The organism is Kitasatospora mediocidica KCTC 9733, from assembly GCF_000744225.1.
GTDB lineage: Bacteria > Actinomycetota > Actinomycetes > Streptomycetales > Streptomycetaceae > Kitasatospora > Kitasatospora mediocidica.
Window position 1 is genome coordinate 306,537 of the sequence record NZ_JQLN01000004.1, and the last position, 24,496, is coordinate 331,032.

Annotated in this window: 10 protein-coding genes; 5 read left to right on the plus strand and 5 right to left on the minus strand. The window is 70.2% G+C overall.

The window, feature by feature from the left end; translation table 11 throughout:
• Nucleotides 1–6: 6 nt before the first annotated feature.
• From BS80_RS09245 to BS80_RS09260, 4 genes are read right to left on the minus strand one after another with little or no spacing between them, the layout of a single operon-like run.
• A complete protein-coding gene (locus BS80_RS09245; RefSeq protein WP_035795371.1) occupies nucleotides 7–846 on the minus strand; it encodes a metal ABC transporter permease in 840 nt (279 codons plus the stop codon).
• Entirely contained in the window at nucleotides 843–1,754 is a 912-nt protein-coding gene (locus BS80_RS09250) for a metal ABC transporter permease (RefSeq protein WP_051966391.1), read from the minus strand. The genes BS80_RS09245 and BS80_RS09250 overlap by 4 nt, the downstream gene beginning before the upstream one ends.
• Nucleotides 1,741–2,655, minus strand: a complete 915-nt coding sequence (locus BS80_RS09255) for a metal ABC transporter ATP-binding protein (protein WP_051966392.1) — start codon at nucleotides 2,653–2,655, stop codon at nucleotides 1,741–1,743. Before BS80_RS09255 ends, BS80_RS09250 begins: the two co-directional genes overlap by 14 nt.
• Complete coding sequence (locus BS80_RS09260) at nucleotides 2,652–3,608, minus strand: metal ABC transporter solute-binding protein, Zn/Mn family (RefSeq protein ID WP_035795374.1); 957 nt, start codon at nucleotides 3,606–3,608, stop codon at nucleotides 2,652–2,654. The genes BS80_RS09255 and BS80_RS09260 overlap by 4 nt, the downstream gene beginning before the upstream one ends.
• Nucleotides 3,609–3,940: 332 nt before the next feature.
• Between BS80_RS09260 and BS80_RS09265 the strand changes: the two genes are divergently transcribed.
• From BS80_RS09265 to BS80_RS09280, 5 genes are all read left to right on the plus strand, one after another.
• The gene (locus BS80_RS09265) at nucleotides 3,941–5,287 is read left to right on the plus strand and encodes an MFS transporter (RefSeq protein ID WP_232246420.1); all 1,347 of its coding nucleotides are present in this window, start codon (nucleotides 3,941–3,943) and stop codon (nucleotides 5,285–5,287) included.
• Nucleotides 5,288–5,363: 76 nt separating this feature from the next.
• Nucleotides 5,364–5,864, plus strand: coding sequence for a type 1 periplasmic-binding domain-containing protein (locus tag BS80_RS09270; RefSeq protein WP_051966393.1), 501 nt, complete (start codon nucleotides 5,364–5,366; stop codon nucleotides 5,862–5,864).
• Between the two features lie 274 nt (nucleotides 5,865–6,138).
• Nucleotides 6,139–17,031, plus strand: a complete 10,893-nt coding sequence (locus tag BS80_RS09275) for a LamG-like jellyroll fold domain-containing protein (RefSeq protein ID WP_157536093.1) — start codon at nucleotides 6,139–6,141, stop codon at nucleotides 17,029–17,031.
• A 166-nt stretch (nucleotides 17,032–17,197) separates the two neighbouring features.
• Complete coding sequence (locus BS80_RS40515; RefSeq protein WP_157536096.1) at nucleotides 17,198–17,872, plus strand: hypothetical protein; 675 nt, start codon at nucleotides 17,198–17,200, stop codon at nucleotides 17,870–17,872.
• A gap of 671 nt (nucleotides 17,873–18,543) precedes the next feature.
• On the plus strand, nucleotides 18,544–20,610 hold the full coding sequence (locus BS80_RS09280) for an elongation factor G-like protein EF-G2 (protein ID WP_035795377.1): 2,067 nt from the start codon (nucleotides 18,544–18,546) through the stop codon (nucleotides 20,608–20,610).
• 92 nt (nucleotides 20,611–20,702) lie between these two features.
• Here the strand turns inward: BS80_RS09280 and BS80_RS09285 are convergent, their stop codons facing one another.
• Nucleotides 20,703–24,365, minus strand: coding sequence for a hypothetical protein (locus tag BS80_RS09285; protein ID WP_198045479.1), 3,663 nt, complete (start codon nucleotides 24,363–24,365; stop codon nucleotides 20,703–20,705).
• Between the last annotated feature and the right edge of the window lie 131 nt (nucleotides 24,366–24,496).

Consider the following 24,496-nt stretch of genomic DNA (forward strand, 5'->3'; position numbering starts at 1 on the left):
GAACCGCTACGCCTCCGCGATGCCCGCCCGCCCCGCACGCGCGGGCCGGACCAGGAACGTCGCGCCGTACACCGCCGTCGCCGTGGCCATGATCGCGAAGCTCGGCGGCAGCGTCGGCACCTCGGCGCTGAGCAGCAGGCCGATCCACATCTCCAGCACCGCCAGCCCCGCCGACAGCCCGAGCGCGCGGAACGGCCGGTCGGTGAGCCGGATCGCCGCCCCGGCCGGCGCCGCCAGCAGCCCCAGCAGCAGCAGCGAGCCGACCGCCTGGGTGGCCTCGCCCGCACACGCGCCGACCAGCGCCAGGAACCCGAGGCCGAGCGCCCGCACCGGCACTCCGCGCGCGGCGGCGACGGCCTCGTCCACGGTCGCGAAGAGCAGCGGGCGGGCGATCACCAGCAGCGCGGCGCAGACCGCGACGGCGATCAGCACGGCCAACAGGGTCTGGCTCGCGTTCAGTCCGAAGATCGAACCGAACAGCACGCTGGTCCCGGCGCCGCCCTGGGCCCCGCTGCGCGAGGTGGTGTAGACGGTCAGGAAGAACGCGCCCAGGCCGAGGATCCAGGCGAAGACGCTGCCGATCGCCACGTCGTCCGGACGGCCCTTGCGGCCGATCCCGCCGAGCAGCAGCCCGCCGCCGACGGTGCCGGCGAAGAGGCCGAGCCGCAGGTCGTAGCCGCCGGCCAGGGCGGCCATCGCGCCGGTGAAGGCGACGTGGCTGAGCGCGTCACCGGTGAAGATCTGGGCCCGCAGCACCAGGAAGTAGCCGACCAGTCCGGCCGCCAGCGCGATGAAGGTGCCGGCCAGCAGGGCGTGCTGGAAGAAGGGCTGGGTGAGCGTGCTCATGCGGCGCTTCCGATCGCGAGCGGGCCGCGGCCGCGGCCCAGCAGGTCGTGCACGGCGCGGCCCAGGTGGGCCAGGACGTAGCCGCCGAACGCGAAGGCGGTGACGAAGAAGCCGAGCGGGTAGGGCTGGTAGTAGGCGGCGATCAGCCCGAACCAGCAGGAGGCCAGGGCGATCAGCACGGCCAGCAGCAGGCTGAGCCCGGGGCGGGCGGTGAGCTGTTGGGCGGTGGCGGCCGGGACCACCATCAGCGCGAAGACCAGCAGGGTGCCGGTGATCTGCCCGGCCTCGGCGGTCGCCGCGCCCAGCAGCACCAGGAAGACGGTGGCCAGCAACCGCACCGGCACCCCGCGGCCGGCGGCGACCTCCGGGTCGACGGACGCGAACAGCAGCGGGCGCCCGATCAGCGCCAGCACCGCGAGCACCAGCGCGCCGACCACCGCCAGCACCGTCACCTGGCCGGTGGTGATGCCCAGGAAGCTGCCGAACAGCAGCGACTCCGGCCCGCTGAGCAGCCCCTTGTAGAGCGTGATGAAGAGGAAGCCGCAGGCCAGCGCGAACGCCTGGACGGTGCCGGTGACGGCGGACTCCTCCGCGCCGCTGTCCCGGCCCTTGCGCCGCAGCAGCGCGATCACCAGGGCGGCGGCCACGCAGAAGCCGAAGTAGCCGAAGGTGGCGCTGACACCGAGCAGGGTGGCCAGCGAGGCGCCGGGGAAGGCGGCCACCGACAGGGTGTGCCCGGCGAAGGTCTGCCGGCGCAGCACCATGAACCAGCCCACCGCCGCCGACACGACCGCGACGATCGCGCCGGCCCGGAAGGCGTTGACCATGAAGGGGTAGGACCACATCTCCTGGAAGTCGGTGAGCAGGTTCCAGGAGAAGACCGGTGAGGCGGCGTCAGCGAGCAGCACGGTCGCCCCCCGCGGCGCCGGCGGCAGCGGGCGCGGACGCGGCGTGCCGGTCGACGTGCACGGCCGGCGCCTCCGGCTGGCCGACCACGACCAGACGCCCGTCGGAGGTGCGCAGCACCTCGACCGGGGTCCGGTAGAGCCGGGTCAGCGTCTGCGAGGTGATCACCTCGGCGGGGGTGCCGGTGACGGCTCCGCCCTCGGCGATGTACACCACGCGGTCCAGGTGGTGCAGGATCGGGTTGACGTCGTGGGCGACCATCAGCACGGCCACCCCCTCCTGGTGGCAGATCCGGCCCAGCAGGGCCGCCACCGCGCTCTGGTTGGGCAGGTCGAGGCTGTCCAACGGCTCGTCCAGGAGCAGGAGTCGGGGGCGGCGCACCAGCGCCTGGGCGATCAGCAGCCGCTGCTGCTCGCCGCCCGAGCACTGCCCGATCGGGCGGTGTGCGTAGCCCCCGGCACCGACCAACTCGATGACCTCGTCGACCCTTTGGGCATCCGCGCGGCGCCGCGCCGAGCGCAGCCCGGGCAGCGGGACGCCCCAGCGGTCGCCGTCCAGGCCGAGTCGCACGACGTCGGTGCCGCGGATCCGCAGGCTGGCGTCGAAGCTGCGGCGCTGCGGCAGGTAGCCGACCCGGGGGTTGCCCTGGCCGGGCGCGGCGCCGAGCACCCGGGCCTGGCCCGCGGCGGCGGGGACCATCCCGAGCAGCAGCTTGACCAGGGTGGACTTGCCGACCCCGTTGGGGCCGAGGACGGCGGTGAACTCGCCCTCCCCCACGGTGAGATCGACGTCCGACCAGAGGGTGCGGCCGCCTACCCGGACGGCCACGCCGCCCAGTTCGACCACCGGGACACCGGGTTGCAGGGCGTCGGCTCCGGGCAACTCGGTTGCGGTCGTAGTCACTTGGCCACCGCCTGGCTCAGCGCATCGGCGATGCCCCGGAGTTCCCCGGTCTGCCAGTCCTGGAAGGTGCTGCCGGCCGGCGACAGCGTCTCGGTGACGGCGGCGACCGGGATGCCCTGTGCCTTGGCCGCGTTGACCTGGGCGGTCACGTCGGGCGTGGCGTTCTGGGTGTTGTAGACGTAGATCTTGATCTGCTTGGTGCTGATCTGCCGGTCGATGGCCGCCTTGTCGGCGGCGGTCGGGTCGGTGCCCTCGCTCATCGCGTCCAGGAAGCTCTCGGGGGTGAGCATCGTGAGGCCCAGGCCCTCGGCGAGCGGGGTGACGATCGACTCGGAGGCCCCGATCGGGGTGCCCGCGTACTTCGCCCTGATGTCGGATATCAGCTGGTGGTACGGCGCGAGAGCGGTGCTCTCGAAGGCGGTCCGCCGGCTGTCGAAGTACGCGGCGTCGGCCGGGTCGATCTTCTGGTAGTCGGCCGTTATTCGGTCGATCACCTGGGTGACACTGGCGGGCGCGTACCACTGGTGCGGGTTGCCGCCCTCCTTGACGCCGACCAGGTCGCCGACCTTCAGGGCGGTGCGGGCCTTGCTGGGGTTGGCGCCGATCAACTTGTCGGCCCAGCTGTCGTAGCCGATGCCGTTGACGATCGCGTACTGCGCGCCCGCCACGGTGCGCCCGTCGGCGGCGGTGGGCTCGTAGGAGTGCGGGTCGGTGTCGGGGTTGGTGATGATGCTGGTCACCTTGACGTGGTCGCCGCCGAGCTGGGCGGCGATGCTGCCCCAGAAGTTCTCGGCCGCGACCACCTGGATCACCTTGCCGCTCCCACCGTCCGCCGAGTCACTGCTCTTCACCGGCGAGGTGGTGGCGCAGGCACTGAGGGCCGCGAGTGCGGCGGCGACGACGACGGTCGGCGCCAGTCGCGCGGCGGCCCGGCGGGGCTGGGGTGCGGGCATAGGTGGAGGCACTCCTCAGGACACGGCCCCGGCAGGAGGGGTCGACTCGGTGGGACGCCACTCAGACTATGTGGCAACGGTTTTCATCTCCAAGCCAGCTGACCTCCGAGATGACAATCATTACCAAACCTTGACCGATCGTCCGATGACGCACCAGTGGGTTGCATTTCCAAACCCACTGCCACTAGCGTGCCGCCATGCATATAGTTGGACAATCAAACTCTGAAGCCCAGCAAACCAAGCCAGGCCGGCAAACCAAGCCAGCCCAGCAAGCCAAGCCAGGCCGCCAAGCCCAGCAGGCGCCACAGACGGCCGGGCGTCCGGTCTTCCTGGTGGTGGCCGCCGCCGTCTTCGTCTCCAACCTCGATCTCTTCATCGTCAACGTCGCCCTCCCCGCGATGGGCCGGCACTTCCCAGGCAGCACCCTCGCCTCGCTCTCCTGGGTGCTCAACGGCTACGCGATCGTCTTCGCCGCCCTGCTCGTCCCCGCCGGACGGCTGGCCGACCGGATCGGCCACCGCACCGGATTCCTGGTGGGTCTGGCCCTGTTCACGCTCTCCTCCGCGCTCTGCGCGCTGGCCCCCGGCGTCGGCGCGCTGGTCGCCGCCCGGCTGCTCCAGGCGGTCGGCGCGGCGCTGCTGATGCCGACCTCGTTGGCCCTGCTGCTGGCCGCCACCGCACCCGAGCGCCGGGCCGGCGCCGTCCGGGCCTGGGCGTCGATCGGCGGGATCGCCGCCGGACTCGGACCGGTGGTCGGCGGACTCCTGGTGGAGGCCGACTGGCGCTGGGTCTTCCTGGTCAACCTGCCCGTCGGCCTCGCCGCCCTGCTGGCCGGCCTGCGGGTGCTGCCGCGCACCCCCAGGCCCGAGGCCGGTCCGCTGCCGGATCTCACCGGCGCCCTGCTGCTCACCGCCGCCATCGCCGCGCTGGCCGTCGGACTCGTCAAGTCCGATGCTTGGGGCTGGAGTTCGCCCCGGGTGATCGGCAGCCTGCTGGCCGCGGCGGCACTCACCGGCTGGTTCCTGCGACGCTCCGCCCGCCACCCGGCGCCGGTGGTCGAACTGCCGCTGCTGCGCGTCCCGGTCTTCGCCGCGGCCAACGCCACCGCGCTGCTCTTCACCGTCGCGTTCGCCGGCATGCTGCTCACCTCGGTGCTCTGGTGCCAGCAGGTCTGGGGCTACTCGGCGCTGCGCACCGGACTGGCCATCGCGCCCGGCCCACTGCTCGTCCCGCCGATCGCGCTGGCCGCCGGCCCGCTGCTGCGCCGGCTCGGCCACGGGCGGACGGCGGCGGCCGGGCTCGTCCTGTTCGCCGCCGGGATCGCCTGGTGGCTGCTGACCGTGCGGCCGGCACCCGGATACGCCGCCGAGCTGCTGCCCGGGATGCTGCTCACCGGCGCCGGAGTCGGCCTCACACTGCCCACGCTGATCGGCGCCGCGGCCGGTGCGCTGCCCCCCACCCGGTTCGCCACCGGATCGGCCGTCACCACGATGGCCCGTCAGATCGGCGCCGTAGTCGGGGTGGCCGTGGTGGTGAGCGTGCTCGGCACCCCGCACGGAGCCCCGCAGGCCCTGGACGCGTTCCGGCACGGCTGGCTCGCGGTGCTGGTCGCCACGGCATCCGCGCTGGTCGCGGCCCTGCTGCTGGTCGCCGCGCAGCGCCGGGCCGGGCAACACTGACCCACTCCCGTGCCGCTAGGATCTCGGCTTCGTCGGGCCGGTACCGCACCGGTCAAGATCAAATGAGGAGCCGAGGATGGAACAGCGTCAGATCTGGTGGGCAGCGGGTGTGGGCGGCGGTGCGCTGCTGGTGGGCGGCGTGCTGCTGGCCACCCTGCCCGGGCACAAGCCGGCGCCGCTGCCGGTGCGGGCCCGCCAGTACACCCAGGTGCGAGCCTGCCTGCTGACCGACCAGCAAGGGGTGACCGCGGCGGCGGACGCCCCGGTCTGGGCCGGCCTGCAGGACGGGTCGGCGGCCAGTCGGGCGCAGGTCTCCTCGCTGCCGGTGATCGGTCCGGCGACGGTCGCCAACGCGCAGTCGTACGCCAACACCCTGATCCAGCAGAAGTGCTCGGTGGTCCTGGCCGCGGACCCGCTGCCCGGCCAGGCCCTGCGCGCGGTGGCGTCGGCCAACCCGAAGGTGCGCTTCGTCCTGGTCGACCACGGCGCCACGGCGGCCAACCTGACGGTGCTCGACCCGACCTCCGACGTGCGTGCCGAGGTGGCCCGGTCCGTGGCGGGCGCAAGCCCGTCCTAATCGGGCATTTCCTTCCTTATCTTCTCTTTATAACCCCAGGTCAGAGGCGTTTCGCTTCACCGGAAGTGAATATTCCGCATCGATCGGCGAAAACCCGCTTCTCACCTTGCAGACGGAACGTCAGGGCTGCTGCGATGAGCTGATCCTTTCGTTTTGATCTTCTCTGGGGTGACCTATGCCCGTTCCACCTGCCCGCCTGACCCGACGCAGACGGGAGCGACGACGACGCGTCATACGCTCACTCGCGCTGCTCGTCGTCACCATGCTCAGCCTCATGCTGACGACCGAGCAGGCGATGGCGACCGGCGCCACGCTCCCGGCCTTCTCGCTCTCCCCCCTGCAGTCCTTCGTCTCCTCGCTGTTCGCCGGCAAGCCGTCCTGGAGCGGTGTGCCGCAGCAGCACACCGGCTCGGCGGCCGGGCACGGCCACACCGCCGCCGCCGCCCAGACCAAGGCCAACCGCGGCGCCGGCCACGCGCCCGGTGCCGGCAAGGGTGAGCTGCCCGAGGTCAAGCCGTACGCGCGCAACTTCAAGACCGGCGCCAGCGCCACCGCGGTCAAGGGCTACGACCCTGCGACCAGCAAGCGCAACGCGGCCAAGTCGACCGCGGACACCGACTACTTCGACAACGCCGACGGCACCTTCAGCCGCCGCGTCGCCCAGCAGAAGACCAACTTCCAGGACGCCTCGGGCGCCTGGCAGCCGGTGAACACCAACGTCGCCAAGGCCGGCGACGGACGCTTCCACGAGGCCGCCAACAACCTCAGCGTCGACTTCGCCCCGCAGGCCGCCGACGGCGCCCTCGCCAGCTTCGGCGTCGACCCCGCGCACGGCCTCTCCTACGGGCTCAAGGGCGCGGCGCAGGTCACCGGCACGGCCTCGGGCTCCACCGTGACGTACGCCGGCGTGCTGCCGGACACCGACCTGATGGTGGCTCCGATCAGCGAGGGCCTCAAGGAGTCCGTGGTCCTGCACTCCGCGCAGGCCGCCAACTCCTGGGTCTTCCCGCTGAACCTCACCGGCCTGACGCCCTCGCTGAACACGGCCGGCGGCGTGGACCTCAAGGACAGCAGCGGCAAGGTCGTCGAGACGATCCCGGCCGCCTACGCCTACGACTCCAAGATCGCTCCGGTCTCCGGTGAGCGCGGTACCACGCACGACGTGACCTACCAGCTGATCACCGACGGCGGCAAGCCCGCCCTGCAGATGACCCTGAGCGCCGCCTGGCTGCACGACAAGGCCCGCAGCTTCCCGGTCACGGTGGACCCGTCCATCTGGGACTTCGTCAACACCACCTACGCGGAGTCGGGCTCCGACACCCCGCAGGTCGACCACTCGATGGAGCAGACCATCAAGGTCGGCTCCTGGGACTCCGGCCCGCACTCGGCCAACTCCTTCGAGCAGGACTGGTACCACACCTTCGACGGCTCGGGCGTCTCGCTGGTCTCGGCGCACCTGTGGCTGTACGACATCTGGGCCTCCACCTGCACCCCGGAGACCTTCAACGTCTCGCAGATCACCCAGCCCTGGACGCCCAGCAGCGTCACCAGCTACCCGGGCCCGAGCTTCGGCTCGCCGATCGGCACGCTGACCCCCACCGTCTCGAAGGCCTGCGTCAACAACTCGGGCAGCACGACCGGCGGCGACCAGCTGGTCGTCCCGCTCAACACCGCCGCCATGCAGAACCTGGCCAACGGGACGACGCCGGACTACGGCCTGGCCATCTCCGCACCGACCAACGACAACCTGCACTGGAAGCAGTTCGGCTCGATGGCCGACCCGGGCGCCGCGCCGTACGTCGTCTACGACTACACCGGTAACGTCCCCCCGCAGGTCGAGGCCACCTACCCGCAGAACGGCAACACCACCGACACGCTGACGCCGCAGCTGCAGGCCTTCGCCGACGACTCGCAGGTCCTCAGCAGCGCCCTCAAGTACGACTTCCAGGTCTACGACGGCAGCAACAACAAGCTCGCCGACTCCGGCCTGGTCAGCGGCGGCGGCTGGACCGTCCCGTCCGGGACGCTCAAGTGGGGGCAGTCCTACTACTGGACCGTCCAGGCGAACAACGGGACGCAGTACTCCCCCGCCGCTCCCTACTCCGAGCTCAGCGTCCAGGTGCCGCAGCCGGCCATCACCTCCTCGCTCTCCCAGAACGGGGACGCGAACGGCTTCGACCCGGCCACCGGCAACTTCACCAAGTCGGTCACCGACGCCGAGGTCAGCACCTCCGGTCCGAGCCTGGACGTGGTCCGCGACTACAACTCCCGTGACTACCGCACCAACGGCGCCTTCGGCTCCGGCTGGTCCAGCATCCTGGACGCCCGCGCCACCGAGCGCAAGGACGCCTCCGGCAACCTGACCGGCGTCGTGGTCACCTACCCGGACGGCTCGCAGGTCGGCTTCGGCAAGAGCGCGGACGGCACCTTCGCCGCACCGGCCGGCCGCTTCGCCACGCTGCGCGCCATCACCGGCGGCTACACCCTGACCGACAAGAACGACACGGTCTACACCTTCACCCAGAGCCTGGGCACCGGCGCGTACGGCATCTACTCGGTCGCCGACGCCAACACCCGGGCGATCTACTTCTACTGGACGGCCGGCGAGGTCACCGGCATCGCCTCGGCCGTCTCCAACCGCTCGCTGCACTTCAACTGGTCGACCCCGACCGGCGCGGGCAGCCCGCACGTCTCCTCCGTCTACACCGACCCGGTGGTGGCGGGCAACTGGAGCACCGCGCTCACCTGGACCTACAGCTACACGGGCGACCAGCTGACCAAGCTCTGCTCGCCGACCGACACCACCAGCTGCAGCCAGTACAGCTACACCCCCGGCTCGCAGTTCCAGACCCAGGTGCTGGACGCCGGGGCCTCCTCGCTCTGGCCGCTCAACGAGACGTCCGGCGCGGCCAACGCGGCCAGCGCCGTGAACACCAACGAGGGCGCCGACAAGGCGACGTACAACACCGTCACGCTGGGCCAGGCCGGTCCGTTGGCCGGCAGCACCGCCACCGCGGCGGGCTTCAACGGCTCCTCCTCGTACATCGAGATACCCAAGAGCCTGGCCAGCAGCTCCAGCCAGTACACGATGTCGATGTGGTTCAAGACCACCTCGACCACGCCCGGTGTGCTGTTCTCCTACTCCACGCTGCCGCTGAGCAGCGGGACCACCGCCGCCCAGTTCACGCCGTCCATCTACCTGGACGCGCACGGGCGGATCAACGCCGAGTTCTGGAACACCTCCGGCGTCGCCCCGATCGTCTCGGGCGCGGTCAACGACGGCAACTGGCACCAGGTGGTGCTGGCGGGCGCCGGGTCCTCGCAGACCCTGTACCTCGACGGCAGCCAGGTCGGCCAGCCGCTGAGCGGCATGATCGGGCGCAGCGGCGGCTACACCAGCGCACTGCAGGGCCACACCTACATCGGCGCCGGCTTCCTCGGCGGCACCTGGCCCGACGAGCCGCACTACTCCACCACCATCAACACGGGGTACGCGACCTACTTCAACGGCACCATCGCCCAGGTCGCCGCCTTCCCCAAGGGCCTGACCGCCACCCAGGTGGCCGCCCAGTACACGGCGGGCAAGCAGGCCGGCACGCTGCTGACCGGCATCACCCGTCCCTCGGGCAAGCAGTTCGCCACGGTCGGCTACGACACCAACACCGCCCAGGTCACCCAGGTGACCGACGAGAACGGCGGCGTCTGGCAGATCGGCAAGCCCTCGGTGGCCGGCTCCAGCCAGGTCTACCGCTCCGCCGTGATGGGCGCGGCCCCGGCCGGCTACTGGCGGCTCGGTGACACCGCGGGGGCGTCCAACGCCTACGACGAGGTCAAGTACGGCACCGGCACCTACAACGCGGCGACCCTCGGCTCCGGCGGACCGTTCGCCGACGCCACGGCGGCCAAGTTCAACGGGAGCTCGTCCTACGTCCAGCTGCCGAGCACCGACACGGTGGGCACCGGGCCGAACTCGGTCGAGATGTGGTTCAACATGCCGGCCGGCAACACGGCGGGCGGTGTGCTCTTCGACTACGCGGGCGCGTCCCTGACCGGCGGCTCCCCGCGCGGCAACAGCTGGGTCCCGGCGCTGTACGTCGGCACCGACGGCAAGCTGCACGGCAAGTTCTGGGACCAGTACACGACCGCCTGGCAGATCGTCACTCCCTCGACGGTCAACGACGGCAAGTGGCACCACGTGGTGCTCTCCGCCTCCGCCACCTCGCAGTCGATGTACCTGGACGGCAGCCTCACCGGCACCACGCTGGGCACCCGGACGGTCTCCCCCTCCACCTACGTGTACGTGGGCGCGGGCGAGAGCAGCAGCTGGCCGAACGGACCGACCAACACCGAGGGCTACTTCCCCGGCTCGATCTCCGACGTCGCCTTCTACCGGGCGCAGCTGACCGCCGCCGACGCGGCCCAGCACTTCCAGGCGGGCCAGAACTCCGCGGGCCTTTCCCCGCTGGAGACGGTGAACGTCGTCGACCCCGGCGGTAAGACGCTCGTCCACCAGTACGACCCGAACGCCGGCAACCACCAGGTGGCCGAGATCGACGGTGGCGGCAACAAGACGTCGTACGGCTACGACAGCGGCGGCTTCCTGCACACCACCACCGACCCCGACGGCGACGTGACCACCACGGGCCACGACGTGCGCGGCAACACGGTGTCCGTCACCGGCTGCCAGAACCAGGCGGCCGGCGTCTGCTCGACCAAGTACTACTCGTACTGGCCGGACGACACCACCGCCACGCTCACCACCGCCGACCCGCGCAACGACGTCCTGCTGACGGTCCGCGACGGCCGGTCGTCCTCGGCGACCGACAACACGTACCTCACCAGCTACACCTACGACGCGTCCGGCAACAAGATCAGCACCACCACCCCGCCGGTGGCCGGCTTCCCCAACGGCCGTACCACCACGACCACCTACAGCGACGGAAGCGCCAACTTCCCCGCGACCGACACCGGTACCGTCCCGCTGGGCCTGCCGGTGAAGACCACCTCGCCGGGCGGCGCGGTCAACTCGATCGCCTACCTGCACAGCGGTGACGTGGCCTCGACCACCGACCCCGCGGGTCTGAAGACCAGCTACACCTACGACGGCCAGGGCCGACCGCTCACCAAGACGGTCGTCTCGGACACCTACCCGGCCGGTCTGACCACCGCTTACGCCTACGACGGCCTGAGCCAGGTGGTGAAGGAGACCAACCCGCCGATCACCGACCGGGTCACCGGGGCCATCCACTCCTCGGTGAGCAGCACGGTCTTCGACGCCGACGGCAACATCACCTCGCAGTCGGTCACCGACGCCACCGGCGGCGACTCGCCGCGCACCGAGAGCACCACCTACAACCAGTACGACCAGGTGGCCAGCCGCACCGACGCCAACGGCAACGCGGGCGCCGCCAACGGCGCGACCACCACGTCCACCTACGACAGCAGCGGCAACCTGCTGCAGGAGACCAACCCGGCCGGGGTCGTCACGGCCTACACCTACGACTCCAACGGGCACCTGCTCACCCAGAGCGTGCTCGGCATCACCGGTGACCCGACCAACCCGACGGCCCCGGCCACCGTGGTCGAGTCCTCCCGCGCCTACGACCCGGCCGGCCGACTGGCCTCGGTGACGGACGCGATGGGCAACACCACGGCGTACACCTACACCGACGACGGCCTGACCGCCACCGTCACCAAGACCGACTCCAACGGCGCCAACCCCTTCGTCCTGCAGTCCGACCTGTACGACGCGGCCGGCAACCTCACCCAGCGCACCAGCTCCAACGGCGCCACGGTGACGCAGTACCAGGTGGACGCGGCCTCGCGGACCACCGGCACCACCATCGACCCGACCGGCGTCGACCGCACCACCTCGATGTCGTACACGCCCGACGACCTGATCGCCACCAGCAACGAGCACGACTCCTCGGGCTGGGACCGCACCACGTCCTCCACCTACGACGGCGCCGGACGGACCCTGAGCCAGACCCTGTACGGGGACGCCTCGGGCCACCCGAACGGCTGGTGGCCGCTGAGCCAGACCTCGGGCAGCACCGTCACCGACGCCACCGGCACCGGTAACACCGCGTCCGCCAACGGCCCGGTGACCTGGTCGAACAGCGCCGCCACGTTCAACGGCAGCGACTGGCTGGCCACCAACGGGCCGGTCATCAACACCGCCTCCTCGTACACCGTCTCGGCCTGGGCCAACCTCGCCGACACCAGCAGCGACCACACCATCGTGGCGCAGGGCGGCAAGAACACCGAGGCGTTCTACCTGCAGTACTCCAAGGCCCTGAACACCTGGGCCTTCGTCTCCCCGAGCGCGGACGCCACCAGCGGGGTCAGTTACCCCGAGGCGGCCGGCACCAGCCCGGCGACGACCAACACGTGGACCCACCTGGTCGGCGTGTACGACGGCTCGGCCGGCACCATGACGCTCTACGTCAACGGCACGGCCGCGGCCACCACCAGCAACGCCAGCGCGTGGAACGCGACCGGCCCGCTGAGCATCGGCAACGCCGTGCTCTCCGGCGGCGGCCAGCTCTACGGCACCGGCGACAGCGGCTCGGTGGCCAACGTCCAGGTCTACCAGCGGGCGCTGAGCGCCACCGAGGCGGCGGGGCTCTACAGCTCCGGGCGCGGCGGCGGCACGGTCGGCTCGTCCGGCCAGCAGACCACCAACTACACCTACGACCAGCGGGGTCTGACGACCTCGATGACCGACGCCAACGGCAACACCACCAACTACGTCAACGACGAGGCGGGCAACCGCACCATCACCTCCGCCCCGACGGTGTCGGTGGAGACCGCCGGCGGTACCCCCGCCCCGTCCCACCCGACCACCACCAGCGGGTTCAACACCTTCGGCGAGGAGGTGGAGCAGCTCGACCCGAACGGCAACGAGGTGACCCACACCTACGACGCCAACGGCGAGGAGACCTCCAGCACCGACCCGTCCTACACCCCGCCGGGCTCCAGCACCCCGATCACCGCGACCACGACGCAGACGTACGACGCGCTCGGCGACGTGATCACCGCGACCCGGGCCGACGGCAAGTCCAGCAGCTACCTCTTCGACCAGCGCGGCGAGTTGGCGCAGGAGACCACCCCGGACGGCAACAAGACGCACTACACCTACGACACGAACGGCGACAAGCTCTCCGTCACCGACGCGTCCGGGGCCGTCCACCAGGCGACCTACGACTACATGGGCCGCGAGATCACCTCCAGCACGCTGGAGCGCTACCCCACCGCACAGACCCTGACCGAGACCTCCTCCTACGCGGTGAGCTCGGGCAACCCCTACGGTGCCTTCCTCTCCTCGCAGACCTCTGCGGACGGGCGGACCACCAGCTACGGGTACAACCGTGCGGGCGACCTCGCCTCCACGACCGACCCGGCGGGCAACACCACCAGCTACGCCTATGACTTCATGGGCAACCGGCAGAAGACCACCGCCCCCGACGGCAGCATGACCGAGACGGACTACAACGCCTCGGGCCAGCCCGCCCTCACCAAGCAGTACTCCAGCGGTCCGCTGCCGTTCCTGCTGGCGCAGAGCTCGCAGACGTACGACGGTGTCGGCAACGTCCTGTCGAGCACCGACGCCCGCAACAACACCTCCACCTTCACCTACGACGCCACCGGCATGGTGACCAACGAGATCCAGCCGGTCTCGGCCACCTCGTCCATCACCACCTCCTTCGGCTACGACGCCAAGGGTGAGCGGACCCGCTTCACCGACGGCCGCGGCAACTCCTGGAAGTACACCTACAACTCCTGGGGCAAGCCGGAGAGCTCCATCGCGCCGACCACCGCCACCTACACGGCGGCCTCGGACGGCACCACGGGCTACGTCTACGACCAGCTCGGCCGGCTCACCCAGGTGAACCAGCCCGGCGGCGTGGTCAACACCATGACCTACGACGTCTCGGGCAACCTGACCTCGCAGTCCGGCAGTGGAGCCGAGGCGGCCACGGCCACCCGCAACTTCACCTACGACCCGCTGGGCCAGGTCCTCACCGCGCAGACCACGGCGGCCGGCACGGCGGGCCAGACCGGCTACCAGGCGGCCACCAGCGAGTCGTTCGGCTACGACGACCGCGGTGACCTGCTCTCCGCGAGCGGCACGGCCGGCACCAGCTCGTTCGGCTACACCAAGGACGGACTGCTCGCCAGCCGCACCGACGCGGCCGGCACCACCTCCTACACCTACGACAACGGCGGCCGACTGGCCACCATGAACGACCCGGCCACCGGGAACACCCTCACCTACGGGTACAACTCGCTGTCCCAGCCGACCTCGATCAGCTACGGCGCGAGCGGTCAGACCCGGGCGTTCAGCTACGACCCGATGCACCGCCTGACCGGTGACACCCTCACCTCCGGGTCCACCACCCTGGCGTCCATCGCGTACGGCTACGACCAGGACAGCAACCTCGCCTCGAAGACCACCACCGGCGTCACCGGCGCCTCGGCCAACACCTACACCTACGACTACGCCAACCGCCTCTCGTCCTGGAACAACGGGACGACCAACACCGCCTACTCCTACGACGCCTCGGGCAACCGCATCCAGGTCGGCTCGAACGTCTTCACCTACGACGAGCGCGACCAGCTGACCTCGGACGGTACGCAGACCTACCGCTACTCCGCCCGCGGCACCATGACCGAGGACCGCACCGGCGGCACCCCCGCCGTCTACGCCTCGGACGCCTACGGCCAGCAGATCATCGCCGGCCAGGACACCTACACCCTGGACGCCTCGGGCCGCGTGATGACCTCGGTCGGCACCGGCGGCGGTGGCAACCGCACCTTCCAGTACACCGGCGGCGGCAATCAGCTCGCCTCGGACGGCACCAACACCTACACCTGGGACGCCGCAGGCGGCCTGGTCGGGACCAACACCCCCGGCGGCACCACCGCTACCGGCCACACCGTGATGACCGACCAGCACGACGACGTGGTCGGCCAGTTCGGCAGCGGCTCGACCGCGCTGACCGGCTCGCAGACGTACGACCCGCTGGGCAACGTCACCGCGACCGCCGGCCTCGTCGGCCAGCTCGGCTACCAGTCCGGCTGGACCGACTCGGCCAACGGCAAGGTCAACATGGGGTCGCGCTGGTACAACCCGGCCGACGGCGTGTTCCTCAACAAGGACACCGTCTCCAACAACCCCACCCCCAACTCGGCCGCGGCGAACCCGTTCGCCTACGTCGACGACAACCCGATGATCGGCACCGACCCGAGCGGCCACTGCTCCTGGTGGACCGGCTCGTGCGAGGTCCAGGCCGCCAAGGCCGCAGCCGAACGCGTCGCCAGCGCCGCCCGGGCGGCAGCCCAGTGGGCCGCCCAGCAGGCCGCCGCGGCAGCCGCGTGGGCAGCCGAGCAGGCCAGGGCAGCGATCGCCGCGGCAGCAGCCGCAGCCGCCGCGATCGCCGCAGCAGCCCAGCGCGCCGCCGCAGCCGCGGCGAGCCGCATCGTCGACATGGGCCGCAGGGTCTACCAGGCGGCGAAACGCGTCTACCGGTACTCCGTCAAAACCGTCAGACGTGTGGTCCATACCGTGGTCCACGCCGTCCATACCGCCTACCACGCGGTCGCCAAGGCCGTGAAACACGTGGCAACCGTCGTCAAGAAGGCAGCCAAGGCCGTCGGCCACGCCGTCGCCAAGGCAGCCGTCGCCACCGCCAGCTACGTCAAGCACCACGCCGCGGCGATCACCTCGTTCGTGGTCTCCACCGCCGTCTTCGCCGGTTGCGAAGCGGCCACGGCGGGCGTCGGCACGATCGGCTGTTCGGCCCTCTCCGGCGCGGCCGGAGCCCTGGTCGACCAGGGGTTCAAGTGCGCCTCCGGCGGAGGCAAGGCCTGCTCCGCCGGTGCGTTCGGCAAGTCGGCCCTCGTCGGCGGTGCGGAGGCCGCACTCGGTGACGGCCTCGGTGCCCTCGGCGGCAAGCTCCTCGGCAAGATCGGCCCGAAGGCCCTCGACGCCGCCGGAGGCCTCTTCGGCAAGGGAGCCAGCGAGGTCGCCGACGCGGGAGCACAGGACGCCACCGCGGTGGCCACCCACGAGACGACGAGCGAGGCGAGCCAGAGCGCAACGCAAGGCGCGACGTGCAAGACCGGACCGCACAGCTTCACCGGCAACACCCCGGTCCTGCTGGCGGACAACACAACCAAGCCGATCAGCCAGATCAAGATCGGCGACCAGATCACCAACTCCGTGCCCGGCAAGGACGGCACCGAGACCCACACCGTCACCAACGTCATCGTCACCACCACCGACCATGACTTCGTCAACCTGACCATCACCCCGACCAAGACCGACAGCAGCAGCACCGCCTCCAAGGCAGGCAAGGCCCTCCTCGGCCTCGCCGCCGGTGTCGCTGCCCTGACCCTCTGGGCCGCCCCGGCCCAGCCCGCCCAGGCCGCCGAACCCTCGGCCGCCACGTCGACCACCGCCCCTGCGACTCAGGCCAAGGCGCCCGCCTCTGCCGACGACGTCCAGACCGACGGCTCGACCCTGACCACCACCTACCACCACCCCTTCTACGACGAGACCCAGCACGCCTTCGTCGAGGCCCAGTACCTCAACCCCGGCGACGTCCTGCAGACCCCCACCGGCACCGCCACGGTCGCCACCACCCACCTCTTCCACGCTGACACCACCACCTACGACCTGACCATCGGCGACCTCCACACGTACTACGTGGAGGCAGGCAGCACCCCGGTTCTCGTTCACAATATTTCTCTTCCTTGCCCGTCGGAATTGCAGGCGGGCCTCGAGAAGGCAAAGAACGCGAGTTCTTCATTCGACCGTCCCGGTGGCATGTCCGGCCATGCACAGCTGAGCGACGGCGCATCTCACGACCTTTCTTCGGGCGGTGACGGTCGCAATCTCCGATCGGATTGGGAAGCACCTCCAGGGACAACGGACGAGAATTTCCACCACTTGGAGAATCAGACGGCAGCACTGATGCGCAAATCTGGATCAGATGAAGCTTACTTGTACCTGCACAAGGCTCAAGGTGCAGCCTATGGAGCATGCAAGTACTGCGTCTCTGCAATGCGAGAAATGCTGCCGCAAGGCTCCAAGCTAATGGTTATCTGGCAAAATGAGGAAGGGGCCATCAAGAACAGGGTCTTCATCGGTGCGGCTGATTAGGCAAATCGAATAAGTGCGACCGCATTACGATCCGCACACTTGATGGGCGACGCCCGCACGACAGCCTCTCCGGCTGTCGTGCGGGCGTCGCCGGTTGGTGGAGTGCAGCTGCTCGGTCTGCCAGCTTCCGACGTCGAGAGATTTGCCTGTGCGCTATCATGGGCGAGTGATTGATCCTGCAGACATTAATCTCCCCGCCCTCCTCGCCCGCTGGTATGGGCCGCCTGATTGTTCGGAATGGCAGGTCCCGGAGGACCTCCCGGGGATCCCTCAGCCGATTAGTGAGTGGTACAGCCTCGCCTATCGCTGGGAGGTGATCAGGTCAGCCGAGCATCAAATTTTTGGACCTCGGAAGATCAGATTGAACCAAGGGAAGGTTGAGTTTGCTGCTGACTCTACCGGCGACTGGTTCTGGGCCTTTGATGCCGAGGACTCAAATTCTGTCTACGAGGCTGAATTGCATGGTGAATGGAGGCTGATTCCCGAGTCCCTCCCAGAATTTCTTGTCCATGCAACGCTCAAGGACGCTGCCGCCTCAGCGAACTTCTGTCGAACTTGCTCTCAAGTTCCTAACGAAATCCTTCCAGACGTATTGGCCGAAGTGGAAGAGGTCGACTTCGGAGGATGGGAGTGGCCGCGCCCCGGCCGTCGAATATTCATGAATGAAGTGCTGATTGTGGAGATTGGTCCAGCAATGGACTTTAGGGCCCCAAGGCGCAACAGGGAGGGCTTCTCTTTCGTGAGAGCTTCAGGAATTTCCGCCGAAAGCCTCAGTGGCTTGGATGGAATTCCTTCCGTGAAGTGGCAGGTCTATTCAGCTGATGATCATTGTGATTCGTAGGCGACTGCCTTCCTGATCTAACCAGACTGACACATCCCGCGCGAATGCGGCGGTAACTAACAAGAGGTTCGACGGCCATGTCAGACCCTGGGAGGATATGCCGAGTGGTAACTGTGCGCAGGATGCCATAGCACCCTTTCCCGAATAGCCCTGAACGGGACTTTCCGAAAGGTTCACAGAAGCCCCTCCGGATTTCCGTTGGTGGGGCTTCTAACCGTTCGACGGCAGTACCTCACGGCCACGTCAGCGAACGAGCGCCCCACAAAGCGGCGGGGCCGCCCGCCAGGTCGTCCTGGCCACATCGGGTCGCTCCCCTATTGGCTGTGCCGCATGGCACTGCGGCACAGCCATTTCAGTGAACACCGCTGGTGGGCTTGCCGGTTCAACAGCGCACCCAGACACAGTCCTGGTGGTGGAGTGCGTCGAAGCGATCCTTATGGGCTTCAAGGCGGCTCGCATGCGCAGGCCGCACACCCGCCGCCCGAGCCGCCCGCACCGCGTCTACGTTCCGCCACGCGGCCTCTGGCCACGCCGAAACGCCTTGTTTCGACGAGTGTCACCCCCCACGCCGCCCAAATGGCCGGGCCGGAGCAGCGGTGGAAAGCTCGGAGGGGATGCGTCCGATGCGTCCCATACGACCCCGTGCGTGCCCGTCGGGAGGAGTGGCAGCGATGTCCGAGCGAGGAACGTCCCGGGCGGGGGCGGGGGGCCGGGCGCCTGTCGTCGAGCGGCCGGAGCAGGTGCGCAATGTCGTGCTGGTCGGGGTCAGCGGGGTCGGCAAGAGCACGCTGGCCGAGTCGCTGGCGCTGGCGGCGGGGGCGGTGACGCGGGCCGGGCGGGTCGAGGACGGGACGACCGTCTCCGACTACGAGGAGATCGAGCACCAGCAGCAGCGCTCGGTCCGGCTGGCCTTGCTGCCGCTGGAGTGGCGCGGGGTCAAGATCAACCTGCTGGACCCGCCCGGCTACGCCGACTTCGCGGGTGAGCTGAACGCCGCCGTGCGCGCGGCCGACGCCGCGGTGTTCCTGGTCTCCGCCACCGAACCCGTGACGGGGCCGGTGCTCGTGCTCTGGCAGGCCTGCGCCGACGCCCGGCTTCCCCGGGCGATCGCCGTCACCCGGATGGACGCAGCGCGGGCCGACTTCGCCGAGGTGCTGGCCGCCTGCCAGGAGACTTTCGCCGGCGACCGGCCCGACTCCGTCCAGCCGCTGGACCTGCCGGTGCGCACGGAGGGGCACGTGCACGGCACGGTCGACGTGCTGTCCGGCGCGACGCACGGGGAGGCCGCCGCTCCGCCCGACACCGCGCCGGCCCGCGAGCAGCTCGTGGAGGCCATCGCCGGCGAGGACGACACGCTGCTGGAGCGCTACCTCGACGGCGAGAACCTCGACTCCGGCTCCCTGGCCGCCGGCCTGCGCGGGGCCGTGCTGCACGACGCGCTGCACCCGGTGCTGCCGACCACCCAGGACGGCACCGGCGCCGTCGAACTGCTGGACCTGATCGTCGACTCGTTCCCCTCCCCCGCCGACCGGACCGGGCGCGGCGACCCGCTGCCCTGCGACCCGAAGGCCCCGCTCGCCGCGCAGGTGATCCACAACACCGGCGACCCGTACGTCGGGCGGCTCAGCCTGGTCCGGGTCTTCGCCGGGACCCTGCACCCCGACACCCTGCTGCACGTCAGCGGCCCCCAGGGCGGCGAGTCGGAGGAGCGGATCTCCGCGCTCACCAGCCCGTTCGGCAAGCACCAGCGCCCGGTGCCGGAGGCGATCGCCGGCGACCTGGTCTGCGTCGCCAAGCTCACTGCGGCCCGGGCCGGCGACACGCTGTCGGATCCGTCCGCGCCGCAGCTGCTGGAGCCGTGGAGCCTGCCCGACCCGCTGCTGCCGATCGCCGTCGAGGCACACAGCAAGGCGGACGACGACAAGCTCGCCCAGGGCCTGGCCAAGCTCACCGCGCATGACGCGGCCGTCCGGGTCGAGCAGAACCCGGACACCCACCAGATCGTGCTCTGGTGCACCGGCGAGGCCCACGCGGCCGTCGTCCTACAGCAGTTGGGGTCGCTGTACGGCGTGCGGGTGGACCAGGTGCCGTACCGGGTGGCGCTGCGCGAGACCTTCGCCGGGACGGCGACCGGGCACGGGCGGCTGGTCAAGCAGTCCGGCGGGCACGGGCAGTACGCGCTCTGCGAGTTGCTGGTGGAGCCGCTGCCGGCCGGTGGCGGCTTCGAGTTCGTGGACAAGGTGGTCGGCGGCGCGGTGCCGCGGCACTTCGTGCCGTCCGTCGAGAAGGGCGTGCGGGCCCAGTTGGCGCACGGCCTGAGCGACGGACATCCGTTGGTGGACATCCGGGTCACCCTGGTAGACGGCAAGGCGCACTCGGTGGACTCCTCCGACGCCTCCTTCCAGACCGCGGCCGGTCTGGCGCTGCGCGACGCGGCCGCCCAGACCACCGTCCAGCTGCTCGAACCCGTGGCCGATGTCGGGGTGTTGATCCCCGACGAGTACCAGGGCGCCGTCTTCAGCGACCTGTCGATGCGGCGCGGCCGGGTGCTCGGCACCGAGGCCGCCGGCCCGGGCCGCAGCCTGCTGCGGGCCGAGGTCCCCGAGCTCGAACTCACACGCTACGCCGTCGACTTGCGCTCCCTCTCGCACGGCACCGGCTCCTTCACTCGCACCCCGCTGCGCTACGAGCCGATGCCCGCCGCCGTCGCCGCCCACCTCGCGCGGACGCAGGAGTAGCGCGGAGGAAACGCCTGAGCCGGAGAGCCGGGAGGGGACTGGCCGGGCCAGCTCCCTCCCCTGCTCTCCGGCTCATGACCGGCGCCCGGCGATCAGGGATTCGGGTTGTAGGTGTTGCTGCTCCAGATCGGACTGTTCGACGCGTTGTAGATCACGAAGTTGCAGTCGTCCTGGACGGTCGCCCGCGCTCCCGACCCGTTGGTGCCGCTGGCCCAGAGCGGGTGGCTCTGGTCCGTGGGGTTGTTGTTGGTGAGGCTGTAGACCACCAGGTTGCCGTCGGCCTGGAAGGAGGCCCAGTTGCCGGTGCCGAAGGTGCTGGTGGACCAGAGTGCCTGGCCGGTGTTGCGGGAGTACAGCACCAGGTTTCCGTCGAGCTGCATGCTCAGCCGGGTGTGGGCGGAGTAGGCGGTGTCGCCGGGGTGCAGCACGGCGCCGGGCGCGAAGTTCGGGTTCACCGCCGCGTCCACCGGGCCAAGGTCGCTCGGGACCGCGAAGCCGGTCACCTTGCCGGTCGCGTCGGCCGTACCGGGCCAGACCAGCAGGTGGTGGTCCTTGGTGACGGCGTAGAGGTCCGCCACCTTGTCACCTGTGAGATCGCCGACCGAGCCGACGGTCGGATAGGTGGTGGGGTCGACGCCGCCGGTGCCCGCGATGTAGCCGGAGGCCGGGTCGTCCAGGGCCGAGTAGTTGGTGGTCCCGTCGGTGTTCTTGGTGAGGGGGTAGGCGTGCATGGTGCCGTCGATCCTGCTGCGGCTCCACAGGGTCGGCTGGTTGCCGCCGTTGGCCGGGCCGGGGCCGATCAGGTCGTACTGACTCCAGTCGGCGCCGGAGACCTGACGGTCCGTCGGCTTGAGCAGGCGTGCGTTGGTGGTGCCCGCCGGGAAGAGCCAGAGCTTGCCGCTGATCACAGCGAGCAGCGAGGTACGGCTCAGCAGGCTGACCGGGTTGCCCTGGGGGTCGGTGGAGGGCGTCAGGCCCTCGCCGTCGGGGCTGCCGAGGGCGAGGATCTGCGTGGTGGTGCTCCAGTCGTTGCCGCCGAAGTCGGTGGGGCAGGTGATGGTGACCCCGGTGTTGTCCTGGCAGGTCACGGTGCCGGGGGTGGCGCTTCCGGACTTGTAGAACGGGGATCGGACGCTGAAGTTGCCGTGGAGGTCGTTCTGGTAGAGGTACATCTGCGGGTCGCCCGCGGGGTGGGCGATCAGGTCGTCCATCCACTTGCCGCCGAGCAGCGAGCCCCGGTGGGTGATCTGGATGCCGTTCCAGCCGGTGCCGCCGACCGCGGCGGTGGGCGGCGAGGAGATCGTCGACGTGCCGGCGGGATCGATGCCCGGCTGGATCAGCCGCAGGTTGCCGTTCGAGTCGGGCAGCAGGATGTCCGGCTTGTTGTCACCGTTGACGTCGCCGAAGACCGGAGTGCTGCCCGGCTTCCACGGCGCGTAGTAGGTGTAGAAGACCGGCTGGCTGTAGTTGCCGGCGTTGTCCTGGGCCTGCACGTAGAGCGTGTTGGTGCCCCAGCTGCCGGGGGTGTAGCTGTAGCCGGCCTTGCCGTTGGCGTCGGCCGCCAGGGTGCCCGCGTCGCCGCAGTGCCAGCCGGAGGTCGGCGAGGACGAGGTGCTGACCTTGAAGCAGGCCGGCCCGGAGGCGCTGCCGCCGGACGGCGCCGGGTCGGTGGCGCTGAGGGTGAAGGTGCCCTGGTCGGAGCTGTACTTCGCCGGGGTCGGGTTCGCGGTGCCGGACGGCGGGAAGTCGGTGGAGCTGACGCTGGCCGTCGGCGGAGTCTTGTCGACGCGGAAGTAGCACCAGCTGGTCTCGGGGGAGCCGAGCCCCTGGTTGGCCGGGTCCGCGTCGTAGGCGTTGGAGGTCCAGCCGTACTGGTGGCCGTCCGTCAGTGAACCGACGTTGACACTGGCGACGTTGGAGGCACCCTGCCAGCCGCTGTCACCGGTCCAGCCGCCCTGGCTGTTGTTGTCGTCCCACATCCGGAAGGCCTGGTGCAGTGGGAGCCCGGCCGGCGACCAGTTGCTCGCGGTCAGCGAGATGTTCTGGTTGGCGCCGATCCAGCCCGCGTTGTCCCAGGGGTTGGTGCCGCCGCTGGTGCAGTCGAAGTGACTGTTGCTCGACGCGAAACCGGGCTGCGGGCTGATCCGCGGCCACCAGGCGCTCGGCTGCAGGTCGTAGGTGGTGGTGATGTGCGGGTTGTTGGTGATGTGCTTGCGGTAGTACATGTTGGACTCGTCGTCGGGCGCGATGCCGACCGTCCAGTTGCCCCAGTGGCCGGTTGCGGCCTGCTGCAGCTGCGCGGTGACGTCGAAGCTGATCGGTCCGGTGCCGGTGATCCAGGTCGAGCCGACCTTCGAGCAGCCGCCCATGGTGCTGCCGCCGTTGCAGGGCTGGTTGTTCCAGGTGGTGTTGCCGTCGATGGCGCCGGTCCAGTAGAGGCCGAGCGGCGTGCTGGTGCTCGGGGAGGAGGCGCTGCTGACGTTGGCGTAGAACGTCGACTTGTAGACGGTCGGCGGGGCCGGCGCTCCACCGGGCTGGGTGTAGATGGCCGCGTTGATGCCGAGCTGGAAGTACGCGCGTTCGCGGCCGTGGCCGGTGCAGTCGCTGTACCCGCAGTAGCCGGCGCCCAGGTCGCCGACCGCGTTGTAGTACTTGGTGTCGGGGTGGTACTCCTGCACCTGGGCCGAGGCCTGGTAGCCGCTGTCGGCACTGATCGTCGGGTCGAGGTACCAGGGACCGGTGCCCTTGCCGAAGGTGGCCGGGTCCGGGGTGAGGTCGATGCCGGTGCTGGTCGCCTTGATGCCGATCGGCGCCTCGCTGGCCTGGTCGCCCGGCGCCTGGGCGGTGGAGGCACCGCTCGCTGCAGGGGCGGCGGGGGCTGCCATCGGCGACGGGTTGCGCAGTGCCCCCGCTCCGGGGGCGGCGGGCGCGGGCAGCGCCGAGTCCCACTGCAGCGGTGTGGGCGCCTGCAGCCGGACCCGGCCGGCGGCGTCCTTGAAGCCGATGTTGCCCGCCGCGTCGGCGTCGACACTCAGGCCCGAGGAGCTGACCGGGAAGTGCAGGTCCTTCAGCTGCGCACTGGCCGCCGCGGCGGCCGTACGCACCACGATGACATCGCGCCAGCCACCGGTGGGCAGCGCGGTGACCTGGAGGTCGACGTCGCTGAGCACGTTGACGTAGGTCGCCGTCGCGCCGTCGAGGCTCGGGGCGGGCAGGGCGAACGGGGCGGAGACCGCGAGCTTCTTGCCGTCAGCGGTGGTGAGCGTCGCGAGCGGGCCGGTGCCGCCGCCGGAGACGGTCAGGCCGAGCGGGGTAACCGCCGGGCTGAGCGTCCCGTCGGGGTTGCGGCGCAGCGTCGGGTCCAGGTCCACCCAGCCCGTGCCGCGCTGGGTGCGGACCGCCTGGGCGTGGGCGGTGGTGCTCAGCGTGCCGTCCGGATTGACCTGTGTCTGCGAGGTCTCGGTGGTCAGCGCGTCGACCACAACGGCCGTCCCGGTGGCCGCGGCCTTCGTCCGGGCGTCCAGCAGAGCCTGCTGAGCGGCGGTCACGGCCGGCTTCGCCCCGGGCGACTGGGCGGCGGGGACGGCCGCGGGGCCGAGGCCGGCCGGGTCGACGGTGACCGCCTGTGCGACGGGTGCCGCCAGCACGCCGAGGCTCAGCGCACCGCTGACCGCGAGGGATATCAGCGAGGCCGCCCGGACGGCTCTCGGGCGGCGAGCGTGGCCGCCGCGCCCGTTCAGTGTGTTTCTCGACATGGTGCTGGGTTTTGTCCGTCCCGTTCTGGGCCGCCCCCTCGGGGGCATGCATTTCGCTCGGAACGATGAACGATTAAGTGTCGATCGGTCAAGCCGCACAACTTCATGTCCGAATATGACCGATTGATCCC